This window comes from Fictibacillus sp. 23RED33 (assembly GCF_015903925.1).
GTDB lineage: Bacteria > Bacillota > Bacilli > Bacillales > Fictibacillaceae > Fictibacillus > Fictibacillus phosphorivorans.
Genome location: NZ_JACZDX010000001.1, coordinates 1,403,120 through 1,416,931, shown reverse-complemented (window position 1 = coordinate 1,416,931; position 13,812 = coordinate 1,403,120). Strand labels below are relative to the sequence as shown.

Below are 13,812 nucleotides of genomic sequence, written 5' to 3'. Positions count from 1 at the left end.
GAAATACTAGGAGGAGAGAGGCATTATGAGTACGATTCAACCACATGGAGGGCAATTAATCACTCGGTTCAAGCCTGAAACACCACATTACAACCTTAAAAAAGAAATTATTCTTGATGCAACTGCACTCAGCGATCTTGAATTGATTGCGATTGGAGCTTATAGTCCTTTAACAGGATTTTTAAACCAAAAAGATTATCAATCCGTTGTCCACGATATAAGGCTCAGCGATGGAACGGTTTGGAGCTTGCCCATCACGTTACCGGTAGATTCTGATACAGCATCAACACTTATAAGAGGTGAAGAAGTTCGTTTAACATACGATGGTGTAACCTACGGGATTCTTAAAGTAGGTGATGTTTATACTCCTGTTAAACAAATTGAAGCAGAGCGAGTTTATAAGACATCCGACCAAAATCATCCAGGAGTTAAGAAGCTGTTCGAACGACATTCTGTTTATGTAGGTGGCGAGATTACACTAGTTCGACGTATTAAGAAAAATTTGTTTCAAGAGTATCATCTCGATCCGAGTGAAACGAGAAAACGATTTAACGAATTAGGTTGGAGCACCATAGTAGGTTTTCAAACGAGAAATCCCGTTCACCGTGCTCATGAATATATTCAAAAAGCTGCACTTGAAATTGTAGACGGTCTTTTCTTAAACCCACTCGTTGGTGAAACAAAGTCTGATGATATACCAGCTGATGTTCGAATGGAAAGCTATCATGTTCTTCTAAAAAACTATTATCCTATTGACCGCGTGTTTCTTGCTGTATTTCCTGCAGCGATGCGATATGCAGGTCCTCGTGAAGCCATTTTTCATGCGATCGTCAGAAAAAATTACGGCTGCACACACTTTATCGTAGGTCGCGATCATGCTGGAGTAGGAAATTATTACGGAACGTATGAAGCACAAGAGATCTTTTCACAGTTTACAGAAGATGAGATCGGCATCCAAACGTTGTTTTTCGAACATAGCTTTTATTGCAATAAATGCGAAGGTATGGCTTCTTCGAAAACATGTCCACACCCAACGGAAGAACATGTCATCTTATCTGGAACTAAGGTAAGAGAGCTTCTTCGTAATGGAGAACTTCCACCTAGTACGTTCAGCCGAAAAGAAGTAGTAGAGGTATTAATAAATGGACTAAATCGAAATGATGCAAATCATAGAATAGGAGATTCAAATGAGCAAACCGCACAATATCATTTGGCACGATAGTTCAATTTCAAAAGAAGCTAGGCGAAAACAAAACAACCATTCAAGTTTTGTACTTTGGTTTACAGGTCTCTCAGGTTCTGGCAAATCAACTATCGCCAATGCGCTCGCAAAAGAACTTTACGAGAGAAACATTCGAAACTATGTATTGGATGGAGATAACATTCGTAATGGATTAAACCGCGATCTTTCATTCTCTGATGAAGATCGAAGTGAAAACATTCGACGCATTTCTGAAGTATCAAAGCTTTTTGTAGATAACGGAACAGTCGTACTTACAGCTTTTATCTCTCCCTTTATACAAGATCGGGAAATGGCGAAAAGAATCGTTTCAGAAGAGGAATTTATAGAAATTTTTGTTTCATGTCCGATTGAAGAATGTGAAAAAAGAGATCCAAAAGGTTTATATAGCAAAGCAAGAAAAGGTGAAATTCCTGACTTTACTGGAATTGATTCACCTTATGAAGAACCGATTTCACCAGATTTCACCATATATACTAACGAACAAAGCGTTTCTGAGATTGTAGAGAGCATCTTAAATCTTCTGGAAAAAAGGAAGCTGATTTAACTAAATAAAAAGGAGAATGAGAGAATGGCATATCAAAAGACGTGGGCAGAAAATCCGAAGATTAATAAGACCGAACAAAAAAAGCTCGTAAAAGACGGCTTAAAAATATTTGAAGATATTCCTTATTACGCAGAAAACGGCTTCTCCTCTATCCCGAAAGAAGAATGGGATAGTTTCAAGTGGGCAGGACTCTATCTGCAGCGTCCTAAAGAAGATGGCTATTTTATGATGAGAGTCAATGTTCCATCTGGCATTTTAAGTTATGAACAAGTAAAAGCATTGGCTCATATTTGCAAAGATTACGGAAGAGACGTATTCGATATCACGACACGACAGGCCATTCAATTTCACTGGCTGACGATTGAAGAGATTCCAGATATCTTTAATCGGTTAGAAGGAGTTGGGTTGTCGAGCGCGGGTGCATGCGGGGACATCACAAGAAACATCATGGGGAACCCAATCGCGGGCATCGATCCACACGAACTCTTCGATACCACTGAAATTGTAAAGGAAGTTTATGAGTTCTTTCAGCATAATGAAGATTTCTCTAATTTGCCGAGAAAATACAAAATGTCCATTAGTTCAAATGTAAACAATAGTGCTCATGCTGAGATCAACTGTGTGGCCTATACTCCAGCTTTTAAGGAAATTGAAGATAAAGAGATTCCTGGCTTTCACATAAAGATCGGCGGCGGTCTTTCATCTAGACCATTCTTAGCACAGCCCCTTGATGTGTTTATTGAACCGCATCAGGTAAAAGAAGTGTCGATCGCAATTACTACGATTTTCCGTGACTACGGTTATCGGGAAAAACGACACCTTGCACGTCTGAAATTCTTAATGGCCGATTGGGGACCAGATAAATTCAAAGAAAAGCTATTAGAATATACCGGACCGCTTCACTCTAAAGGAAGAGATGCTCTTAAAACTTGGAACGGTGGTTACTTCTATGGCGTTCATTCTCAAAAGCAAGACGGATTAAGTTATATCGGCTTTAACGTACCTGTTGGTCGACTTCATGCTGATGAAGTTTTAGAGCTTGCTGAAATTGCTAAGAAATACGGAAACGGTGAAATTCGAACGGTAAATTCTCAAAACTTAATTATTCCAAATGTGAAACACGAAAACGTCGACTTGCTTTTAAAAGAGAGCATTTTCAAACGTATTACTACTCAGCCTCTTTCATTTATAGGACATTCCGTCTCTTGTACAGGGATCGAGTACTGCAACTTAGCACTCGTTGAAACGAAAGAAAGGATGCGTAAAATCGCTGAGAACCTTGATCAAAAAATAACACTCGATGTTCCTGTTCGCATTCATATGGTTGGCTGCCCTAACTCATGCGGACAGCGTCAGATCGCAGATATTGGTCTTCAAGGTGTATTGTTAAAAACGAAAGAGAAAAAGATGGTTCAAGCCTTTGAGATTTATGTAGGAGGCACACTTGATGATGGCGGAAAGTTTAACGAAAAGCTTAAAGGAAAGTTTCATGCAGATTCACTTGACGAGGTACTTTTACGATTCCTTACTATATTTAAAGAAAAGAAACTTCCATCCGAAAGCTTTTTTGATTATATAGACCGTGTCGGGTTGGAACATCTTCAAATAGAACTGGACCGAATCGCAGAAGAGTTAGAAGAAAAAGTCTCATAAAAAGGGGGTCTTGCTATGTATTTATACCGTTTTGAAGTAATTTTGAAATCAGAGGTTATTCCTGTTGTGATAGCCGCTTCAACAGATGAACAGGCTTTTCAGTTGGTTGACATCGAGCTCGAAAAGTACTTTTTGAAACAGCCTGAAGTTGATGAGATCTCTCTTTATGAAAAGAAACGAATTCGTACGGGGAACGGCTTTGTGCTCTATGAACGTGAAACGATTTTAAATCCTTAAGGAGTGATGATGATGGGAAAAGTGTATCTTGTCGGAGCTGGTCCGGGAGATCCAGGGTTGATAACCGTAAAAGGTCTGCGTTGTATTCAGGAAGCGGATGTCATTTTATATGATCGATTAGTGAACAAAGAATTGCTCTCTTATGCAAAACCTGAATGCGATTTAATTTATTGCGGTAAACTGCCAAACTACCATTTCATGAAGCAAGAGACGATCAACAGTTTCTTAGTTAAACACGCTCAGAAAGGAAAAGTAGTAACTCGCCTAAAAGGTGGCGACCCCTTCGTGTTTGGAAGAGGAGGAGAAGAAGCAGAAACACTTGCCAAAAGCCGCATACCGTTTGAGGTCATTCCAGGGATAACATCAGGGATTGCAGCACCCGCTTATGCGGGTATTCCTGTTACGCATCGAAACATGGCTTCAAGCTATGCGGTCGTCACAGGTCATCGTAAAAAAGGCGAAGAAGATGAACTGAAATGGGAAAGTCTAGCGAACGGTATTGATACATTAGCAATCTATATGGGAGTGGGCAACCTAGGTTATATTTGTGAACAGTTAACAAAAAACGGAAAAAGTAAAGAAACACCGGTTGCTCTCGTTCAATGGGGTTCCTTAGAAAGTCAACGAACCGTTACAGGTACACTCGATACGATTGAGGATATTGTGGTTAGAGAACATATTGAAAATCCTAGTATGATCATTGTTGGTGAGGTCGTTCGTCTTCGCAGTGAACTGAAATGGTTTGAACAGCTGAACGATGAACGGAATAAGCTTGCTGACGTAAGAGAGGCTTTATAAGTGAAGGCATTGCTCTTTATCTGTCACGGTACAAGACTGGAAAAAGGACGTATGGAAGCAGAAGAATTTGTGAGACTGTGTATGGCACAAATTGATGTGCCCATTAAGGAGATTTGTTTTCTAGAGCTTAGTGAACCCTCTATCACTCAAGGTTTTGAAACCTGTATAGAAAAAAGAGCTACAAGCATCTCTGTCATTCCTGTGTTCTTATTAAGTGCGAACCATATAAAAATAGACATACCGAATGAGCTTCAGCAACTGCAGACTACTTATCCAGAAGTTGAAGTGAATTACGGACGTCCTTTCGGTGTACATCAAGCCATTTCACATTTGTTATGGGAGAAGATCATTAAAAGCGCGGTTACGTTAAGAAAAAATTCACATATCCTTCTAGTGGGCAGAGGTAGCACCGATCTAGATGTAAAGCGGGACCTAGAAGCAATAGCATCTAACGTTCAAGATCATTATGGAATTCCTAGTATTCAAGTTTGTTTTTTAACTGGTTCAGAACCAAGTTTTGAAGAAGCACTTTGGAGTAGCAGTGAATTATATGAGCAAGTTATCGTGGTGCCTTACCTTCTATTTTCAGGACTATTAATAAATGGAATAAAACATACGATAATTCGCTATCAGCAGCAAACCACACAAAACGTAACTCTTTGTGAGACGCTTGGCTACCATCCTATCCTTAAAGACGTTTTACTCACACGAATACATGAAACACTTGAAACAAAGAAGTATGCATGTTCTTAAAAAGAGAGGAATGCTATGTATCCTATTCACATAAATTTGTCTGGTAGAACGGTTGTAGTAGCTGGCGGTGGTCTAGTAGCACATCGTAAAATTAATGATCTATTGAATGAAGAGGCAAAAATTACAGTAATCAGCCCAGCAGCTCTTAATGAAATTCAAGAATTGCATGCTGAACGAAAGCTGACTTGGATCGAAAGAGAAGTGGAACGTGCTGATTTGGAAGAAGCGTTTCTAATCATTGCTGCAACCAATAGTAAAGAGATTAATTCTTGGATTGCAGAACAAACAAGTTCGAAACAGCTTGTGAATGTTGTTGACCAACCAGACCTGGGCAACTTTATTGTTCCTAGTGTCGTAAAGAGAGGGAAACTCATTTTATCAGTTTCTACTTCTGGAGCTAGTCCAAGTTTATCTAAATCGATAAAAAAAGAGCTTCAACAAAAATACAGTGAAGACTATGAAACGTATTTAAATTTTTTATTTCAATGCAGATCGATCATTAAGAAGGAATATCCGGAAAAAAATCGAAAAGACTTATTAACAAAGCTAACAGATCGGTCCTTTTTATATAACGAAGAAAAGCAACGCGCGTATAAACAGGAATTATTAAAGAAAATAGATCGCAATTTAGTAAACGAACCAATAAATGAATAAATCCTTATCAAGAGAGGTAGAGGGAGCGGCCCTATGAAACCTCAGCAACCAGCAGCTACTAGCTGAAAAGGTGCTAATTCCTGCAAGTTCGGTTTGTTGAACTTGTAAAGATAAGAAGACCCCGACGCTCAAAAAGTCTTCTTTAATAGAAGGCTTTTTATTTTTTATATAGGAGGCAGTCATGAGTTTAATCACAGACTTAAAACAAAACAAGATATTAATCGGTGATGGGGCGATGGGAACCCTTCTGTATTCGTACGGATCCGACTTTTGTTACGAAGAGTTAAATCTTTCTCAAGAAGAGCAGATCTATAATATCCATCGTGCTTATTTAGATGCAGGTGCTGATATCATTCAAACCAATACGTATGCAGCGAACTATTCAAAGCTCGAACGCTATGGGCTTCAAGATCACGTAAAAGAGATTAATAAAGCGGCTGTTCAGATCGCCAGAAAAGCTGCTCATAAAGAATATGTTGTAGGTACGATCGGTGGCATACGCGGTATAAAACCAAATAGCATTTCTCTTGATGAGATCAAGCGCAGTTTTCGCGAGCAGCTGTATTGTTTGTTGATGGAGAATGTAGATGGCATCCAATTAGAAACCTATTATGACCTAGAAGAACTAGAAACGGTTTTAAAGATTGCTAGAAAAGAAACATCACTTCCGATTATTGCTCAAGTGTCATTACAGGAGGTCGGCTTTATGCAGGACCGCACTCCCATTTCAGAAGCTTTGACCTCTTTAGAGAACATTGGTGCTGATGTTGTGGGATTAAACTGTCGTCTAGGGCCGTATCACATGCTGATGACGCTTGAGGAAGTTGCATTACCGGATCAGGCAATTCTTTCAGCGTTTCCTAATGCATCGCTTCCTTCTTATACAGATGGCCGTTTTAATTATGAGGGGGATGCTGACTATTTTAAAGAATGTGCCCATTTGTTCAGGCAGCAAGGAGTTCGTCTATTAGGAGGATGCTGTGGTACGACACCTGCTCATATACATGCCTTCTCTAGTGAACTAAAAAACTTAGCACCTGTAACAGAAAAAGAAGTGAAACAAAGAAAACGAAAGATTGTGATTCAATCAGCATCAAAATCTAACTATGTACCTCTAAGTGAAGAAGTAAAGAAAAGGCAATCCATAATTGTTGAATTAGATCCACCACGTAAATTAGATACGTCACGTTTTATGGAAGGAGCAAAGGCGTTAAAAAAAGCGGGAATCGACGCACTTACCCTCGCTGATAATTCACTTGCATCACCACGTGTTTGTAACGCTGCATTAGGGTCGATTGTCCAATCCCAACTTAATCTTCGCCCGCTCGTTCATATTACGTGTCGCGATAGAAATTTAATCGGTCTTCAGTCTCATTTAATGGGGCTTCACACGCAGGGCATTCATGAAATACTCGCTGTAACGGGAGATCCTGCAAGCGTCGGAGATTTCCCAGGTGCGTCTTCTGTATATGATGTCACGTCATTTGAACTGATCAAGCTCATCAAACAGTTTAATGAAGGATTATCTCTATCAGGAAAAGAGCTTGGAGAAAAAACATCTTTCACTGTAGGAGCTGCTTTTAACCCTAACATCCGATCCATCGATAAAGCCGTTGAGCGGTTAGAGAAGAAAATTGCATACGGTGCAGACTACTTTATCAGCCAGCCTGTATTTTCAGAGCAAAGACTTATTGAAACGTATGAGGCAACAAAACATATTGATAAACCGATCTATATTGGAATCATGCCTTTAACCTCTTCCCGCAACGCAGAGTTTCTTCATCATGAAGTTCCCGGCATCAAACTATCGAACGCTGTGCGTGACCGCATGGGTAAGTATACAGATGATCCAAAACAAGCGTGCGAAGAAGGCTTATCAATTGCGAAGTCGTTATTAGACACAGCTATGGAACTCTTTAACGGCATCTACTTGATCACACCATTTATGCGTTACGAACTAACCGTTGAATTAGCACGATATACACGAGCGAACTCTCCATCACTTTTATCCAGGAGGTCACAGAATGCCTAAGTCATCAATAGAAAAACAGCTAAAATCAAAGATTTTAATCATGGATGGCGCGATGGGAACGATGCTTCAAGAAGCCAATCTCACTCCAGAAGATTTTGGCGGTGAAGCGTATGACGGTTGTAATGAGTATTTAAATGTAACGGCACCCCATGTTATCGAATCCATTCATTATAAATATCTTGAGGCGGGCGCTGATATCATTGAAACGAATACATTCGGCGGCACGAATCTTGTACTGGATGAATACGAACTAGGATATAGAGCATATGAGATCAATAAGCTTGGAGCAGAAATTGCAAGAAAAGCAGCTGATGCTGTTTCAACAGAACACTGGCCACGTTTTGTTGCGGGCTCACTCGGACCAACGACAAAAACGCTCAGTGTTACGGGCGGAACGACGTTTGATTCGTTAAGAAATGCTTATGCTGAACAAGCACGAGGATTGATTGACGGAGGTGCAGATTTTCTTATCTTAGAGACAAGCCAAGATATGCTAAATGTAAAAGCTGGCTTTCTAGGAATTGAGCAAGCTATTGAACAAACGGGAAAAAGAATCCCGCTCATGGTTTCTGGAACGATCGAGCCAATGGGAACCACACTTGCGGGTCAGTCAATTGAGGCTTTTTATATATCGTTAAAACACATGAATCCTCTTGCCGTTGGGTTGAACTGCGCAACAGGACCTGAATTCATGCAGGATCACATTCGCTCTCTATCAAGTCTGTCTACATCAGCAGTGAGCTGTTATCCGAATGCAGGACTACCAGATGAAGAAGGAAATTATCATGAAACACCAGACTCATTGGCTACTAAACTATCTGGGTTTGCAGAAAAAGGATGGCTGAATGTGGTGGGTGGTTGCTGCGGTACGACACCTGCTCATATTAAAGCATTATCAAAAGCTATGAAGAACTATCAACCACGTGACTTGCAAGTAAACGAAACTCATATGGTTTCAGGAATCGAACCATTCATTTACGATGACCCAACGTTAAGACCGATCATGGTAGGAGAAAGAACAAATGTTATCGGTTCACGAAAATTCAAACGGTTGATTGCTGAAGGGAAGTTTGAAGAAGCGGCTGAAATTGCAAGGGCTCAAGTAAAAGGCGGTGCTCATGTACTCGACGTTTGTTTAGCTGACCCTGATCGAGATGAATTAAGTGATATGGAAGCGTTTATGAAAGAAGCAGTTAAGAAGGTTAAAATTCCCTTTGTGATTGATTCTACTGATGAAGATGTTATCGAGCTCGCTTTAAAGTATTCACAGGGTAAAGCCATCATCAATTCTATTAATTTAGAAGACGGTGAAGAACGTTTTGAAAAAGTGATCCCGCTTCTTCATAAATATGGAGCGGCAGTAGTGGTTGGAACGATAGATGAAACAGGTATGGGTGTATCTGCAGAACGAAAACTGGAAATCGCTAAGAGATCGTATGACCTTTTAGTGAATAACTATAACGTTTCACCTTCAGACATCATATTCGATCCACTCGTTTTTCCCGTTGGAACGGGTGATGAACAATACATCGGCTCAGCGAACGCAACGGTTGAAGGGATTCGCCTGATCAAGGAACACTTTCCACAATCCTTAACCATTTTAGGAGTCAGTAACGTATCATTTGGATTGCCACCGGTAGGTCGTGAAGTATTAAATGCAGTGTATCTCTACAATTGCACAGGAGCGGGACTCGATTATGCCATCGTGAATACCGAAAAGCTTGAACGTTTTGCTTCCATTGCACCGGAAGAAATTGAGATGGCAGAAAATCTATTATTTCGAACAACAGAAAAAGCATTATCTGCTTTTACAGACTTTTATAGAGGAAAGAAGAAAGAAACAAAATCCCAGCTGCCTGATATGAGTTTAGAAGAGCGACTACACTATTATATTTTAGAGGGTACGAAGGAAGGATTAATTCCAGACTTAGAGATCGCATTACAAAAGTATGCTACTCCATTAAGCATCATCAATGGACCATTAATGGATGGCATGAAAGAAGTGGGAAGACTATTCAATGAGAACCAGTTAATCGTTGCAGAAGTCCTGCAAAGTGCAGAAGTCATGAAAGCATCCGTTGCTTATCTCGAACCTTACATGGAAAGAAATGATGAATCTGCTTCAAAAGGAAAAGTGTTACTTGCTACAGTTAAGGGTGATGTTCATGACATCGGTAAAAACCTTGTAGACATCATTCTAAGCAACAATGGATTTAAGGTGGTAGACCTAGGGATCAAAGTAACGTCACAAACGTTAATTGAAGCGATTAAAAAAGAAAAACCAAATATTATCGGACTTTCAGGATTGCTCGTGAAATCTGCTCAACAGATGGTGTTAACGGCAAACGATATGAGAGAAGCGAAAATCTCAACACCCATTTTAGTTGGCGGTGCTGCATTATCAAGAAAGTTCACAGACACGAAGATATCGAAGGAATACGAAGGAATGGTTCTTTATGCAAAAGATGCGATGGAAGGTCTCTCGTTTGCCAATCAGATTCAAACACCAAAAGAGTTCGATCGACTGGCTGTGGAGTTTGCGGAGAGAAAAAAAACAATAGCTCTAAACTCTGAAATCAATGAAAGCTCTGCAGGGGTTGCAACTGCTGTTAGAGTCCGATCAAAGGTTTCAAGAACTGCTCCCGTTTTTGTTCCGAACGATACGGAAAGACACATTTTAAAAAACTACTCACTCTCACATATTCAGCCTTATATCAATCTACAGATGCTGCTCGGACATCATCTTGGCATAAAAGGTAAAATAACTAGGTTGCTTCAAGAAAAGGACGAGCGGACCCTTGAAATGAAATCATTGATTGATCTTCTGTTAAAAGAAGCGAAAGAAAAGAATTTGATTCAACCTTCAGCTCTATATCAATTCTTTCCAGCACAAAGTGATGGAGAAAAGATTCTGATCTATGATCCAATTGATCAAAGAACAGTCATAGAAACTTTTGAATTCCCAAGACAAAACAAAGAGCCTTATCTTTGCATTGCAGATTATTTACGGTCAAAAGAAAGCGGGAAAATGGACTATGTTGGATTCTTTTCAGTTACAGCAGGTACAGGTATTCGTGAACTTGCTGCAGAATATAAGAAAGAAGGACGATTTCTTGAGAGCCATGCACTTCAAGCATTAGCTTTAGAAACGGCAGAAGGGTTCGCCGAACTTGTTCACCAACAGATGCGAGATCGCTGGGGCTTTCCTGACTCGGTAGATTTTACAATGAGAGAACGATTTTCCGCTCGTTATCAGGGACAAAGGTTTTCATTCGGTTATCCGGCTTGTCCAGAGTTAGAAGATCAGCAAAAGTTATTTAAACTGATACAGCCAGAAGATATTGGTATTCAACTGACCGATGGGTGCATGATGGAGCCAGAAGCATCTGTTTCTGCGATTGTTTTTGCTCATCCTGAAGCAAGGTATTTTAATGTTTTAAGTTAGAATAAAGCACCTGATTGAAGTTTCAGGTGCTTTACATCGTCATAACTCGTCCAGTACGTATCTTTTCTGGAGAATGAGAGTAAATAACCGTAACTTGAAAAGCATCTCTAAGAGCATAAGCAAGCTGTAAACCAGAGGTACCGCTTCCGACAATACAAATCTGTTCCTTCAAGATTATCGCTCCTTAAATGTATTTTTTATTAACAAAACATTGAACTCGTAACGTCTTCAGTCTATTTTTGATTCTGAATTTTGTAAATGAGACTTTTTTAAAAAATTCATACAGGTATAAATTAAAAGAACGCGTGTTGAAGAAAGCGGGGAAGCGGGTATGATAAATCAAATCGAACAGTCATTATCTGAATTATTATCTTCTGGCAAAGGGATGTATGGTTGTTCTTTGTATGATCTTAAAACAAAAGAGAGTTTTGCTTTTCAAGAAAATGAATCCTTCTATGCTGCTAGTATTATAAAGGTTCCTATCATGGCTGCTGTTTTTGCACACGCATATGAAGGAAAGTGCCGTTTAAAGGATAAAATTCAAATTCATGAAGAAGACTTTGTACCTGGCGATGGTATTTTGAAGCATTTATCTGCAGGTATGGAATGGACAATTTATGATCTACTTGTGCTAATGGTTATTGAAAGTGATAATACTGCAACAAATGTCTTGATTGATTTAGTAGGTATAGAAAACATAGCATCACATATGACAGGATGGGGATTCAGAACGAGCCAACTGAATCACAAGCTGCAATTTTCACCCGACAGAAAACCTGGTGAATTCAACGTTATAACACCGAATGAAATAAATCAGTTTTTAATCCATTTAGCATCAGGTAGAGTTGTTTCCATGAATGCATGTGACAGGATGATCAAGATTCTTAAACAACAGAAGATGAATGATTTACTTCCGAGTTTACTTCCAAATGAAGAAGGTGCAATTGGAATGATTCCGAATTGGGAAGCAGCTCACAAGACAGGCTATGTTTCAGGGGTGGAACATAATGTAGGATTATTCTATTTTCCAGGTCATACATACGCAATTTCTATATTGAGTAAAAACGTTCCAAACCGAACTGAACCAAAGCGGATTATGGGGAAAATCGGACAACTACTATTTGAGGTTTCAAGATAAGAAAAAAGCTAATGGATGCTTGTAATCCATTAGCTTTTTCTATATTAACAGATTGAATCTGTAGATTTAGGATTCTTCAATCCGAATAAAGGTCTGATAAACAGTGCTAAAAAGGTGCCGAACATCGCCATTACAGCCCAGACCCAGCCATGAAGACTAAATGAGGCAATGCCACCAAAGTATGCCCCAATATTGCAACCGAAAGCTAATCTTGCACCATATCCCATTAATAGACCACCAACAATAGAAGCACCGGCTACTCCTGGCTTGATTTTTCCAGGCTTAAAAGTTCCTTGAAATGATGCCGAGATAAAAGCGCCTAGCATGATACCGAAATTAAGAACACTCGTAGAATCAGTGAGAACACTCTTAGTAAGAGCTTCGCCATTAGGTCCAGCAAAATAACCCCAGCTGGAAACATCCACGCCAGTTTCCATTAAGAATTTGCCACCCCATAGTGCAAATGCTGATGTAATACCCCAAGGATTTCCTCTGATCGTTAATACTAAAGCATTAAGTAAAGCAAGAACAATTGCAGCAGTAAACAACGGCCAAGATCCACGAAGAATCTTTTTCCAACCAACAGTAGTAGGAAGAGGCTTCATCATTGGAGGATTTTTCTTTTTAGATATTAATATTGTAATCCAATAGATCAATGCAAATAGTGCCATCTGAAGTATCCAAGCACCAAAGTATCCAAAACCAGTTGTTTCAGCAAGGGAAATCGGCTTGAATGAAGGTGTTTCTTCCATCCAGAATGTAAAATGATAAGCTCCCAATAATGAGCCTGCAATAAAGGAAAGTAGAGTCAAAACCATTGATGAAGAGCCACCGCCTAATGAATAAAGCGTACCAGATGCACAGCCATTTCCAAGCTGCATACCAATACCAAACAAAAAGGCACCAAAGATTACACTTACACCAACAGGTGAAACGTATCCTTTAGGATCTGTCCCAGTAAAACTAAAACCTGTGCTTAAAATGATTGCGAATAAAGTGGTTGCAACTGCAAGCATCAGCATATGTGCTTGAAGTCCTTGAACGTTGCCGACTGATACCAATCTACGAAATGCTGAAGTAAAGCCGAATCGTGCATATAGTAAAGCTCCACCAAGCGCTAACCCAATTATAAAAAGGCTACCTTGTGTCCAGTTCGCAACTTTAATTGTAAATAAAAGCAAAACCATTGCTGCAAGGACTCCAAAAATTACGTAAGTCCTTTGCATAGGCTGTAATTTCGCAACAACAGTGGTAGGTTGAAATGCTCGTTGTTTATTTGATGAAAGATAAGTCTCTTTTTGTTCCATAACTATAA

The 13,812-nt window shown here is 39.6% G+C and carries 12 protein-coding genes and 1 riboswitch; of the genes, 10 read left to right on the top strand and 2 right to left on the bottom strand.

Annotation, left to right across the window (positions count from 1 at the left end; genetic code table 11):
- Positions 1–25 precede the first annotated feature (25 nt).
- The 9 genes from sat to metH all read left to right on the top strand — a co-directional run bounded on the left by sat (position 26) and on the right by metH (position 11,359).
- The gene (gene sat / locus IHV09_RS07315; RefSeq protein WP_197263979.1) at positions 26–1,222 is read left to right on the top strand and encodes a sulfate adenylyltransferase; all 1,197 of its coding nucleotides are present in this window, start codon (positions 26–28) and stop codon (positions 1,220–1,222) included.
- Positions 1,188–1,787 (top strand): adenylyl-sulfate kinase, encoded by a 600-nt coding sequence (gene cysC, locus IHV09_RS07310; protein ID WP_197263978.1) that lies wholly within the window; start codon positions 1,188–1,190, stop codon positions 1,785–1,787. The genes sat and cysC overlap by 35 nt, the downstream gene beginning before the upstream one ends.
- Before the next feature lie 24 nt (positions 1,788–1,811).
- Positions 1,812–3,440 (top strand): nitrite/sulfite reductase, encoded by a 1,629-nt coding sequence (locus IHV09_RS07305; RefSeq protein ID WP_197263977.1) that lies wholly within the window; start codon positions 1,812–1,814, stop codon positions 3,438–3,440.
- A gap of 15 nt (positions 3,441–3,455) precedes the next feature.
- A complete protein-coding gene (locus IHV09_RS07300; RefSeq protein WP_066394287.1) occupies positions 3,456–3,677 on the top strand; it encodes a DUF3906 family protein in 222 nt (73 codons plus the stop codon).
- Between the two features lie 12 nt (positions 3,678–3,689).
- Positions 3,690–4,475 carry a uroporphyrinogen-III C-methyltransferase gene (cobA, locus tag IHV09_RS07295; RefSeq protein WP_197263976.1) on the top strand — a complete coding sequence of 262 codons (786 nt, stop codon included), beginning with the start codon at positions 3,690–3,692 and terminating at the stop codon, positions 4,473–4,475.
- On the top strand, positions 4,476–5,228 hold the full coding sequence (locus tag IHV09_RS07290; RefSeq protein ID WP_197263975.1) for a sirohydrochlorin chelatase: 753 nt from the start codon (positions 4,476–4,478) through the stop codon (positions 5,226–5,228).
- Between the two features lie 15 nt (positions 5,229–5,243).
- The gene (locus IHV09_RS07285) at positions 5,244–5,882 is read left to right on the top strand and encodes an NAD(P)-binding protein (RefSeq protein WP_197263974.1); all 639 of its coding nucleotides are present in this window, start codon (positions 5,244–5,246) and stop codon (positions 5,880–5,882) included.
- A 1-nt stretch (position 5,883) separates the two neighbouring features.
- Positions 5,884–5,999, top strand: a riboswitch (SAM riboswitch).
- Between the two features lie 64 nt (positions 6,000–6,063).
- Positions 6,064–7,914: a bifunctional homocysteine S-methyltransferase/methylenetetrahydrofolate reductase gene (locus IHV09_RS07280; RefSeq protein ID WP_197263973.1), complete on the top strand. Its 1,851-nt coding sequence runs from the start codon at positions 6,064–6,066 to the stop codon at positions 7,912–7,914.
- On the top strand, positions 7,907–11,359 hold the full coding sequence (gene metH / locus IHV09_RS07275) for a methionine synthase (RefSeq protein WP_197263972.1): 3,453 nt from the start codon (positions 7,907–7,909) through the stop codon (positions 11,357–11,359). The genes IHV09_RS07280 and metH overlap by 8 nt, the downstream gene beginning before the upstream one ends.
- A gap of 31 nt (positions 11,360–11,390) precedes the next feature.
- Here the strand turns inward: metH and IHV09_RS07270 are convergent, their stop codons facing one another.
- Positions 11,391–11,531 carry a hypothetical protein gene (locus IHV09_RS07270; protein ID WP_197263971.1) on the bottom strand — a complete coding sequence of 47 codons (141 nt, stop codon included), beginning with the start codon at positions 11,529–11,531 and terminating at the stop codon, positions 11,391–11,393.
- Between the two features lie 159 nt (positions 11,532–11,690).
- Between IHV09_RS07270 and IHV09_RS07265 the strand changes: the two genes are divergently transcribed.
- Positions 11,691–12,497 carry a serine hydrolase gene (locus IHV09_RS07265; RefSeq protein WP_197263970.1) on the top strand — a complete coding sequence of 269 codons (807 nt, stop codon included), beginning with the start codon at positions 11,691–11,693 and terminating at the stop codon, positions 12,495–12,497.
- 44 nt (positions 12,498–12,541) lie between these two features.
- Here the strand turns inward: IHV09_RS07265 and IHV09_RS07260 are convergent, their stop codons facing one another.
- The gene (locus IHV09_RS07260; protein WP_197263969.1) at positions 12,542–13,804 is read right to left on the bottom strand and encodes a YeeE/YedE family protein; all 1,263 of its coding nucleotides are present in this window, start codon (positions 13,802–13,804) and stop codon (positions 12,542–12,544) included.
- Positions 13,805–13,812 lie beyond the last annotated feature (8 nt).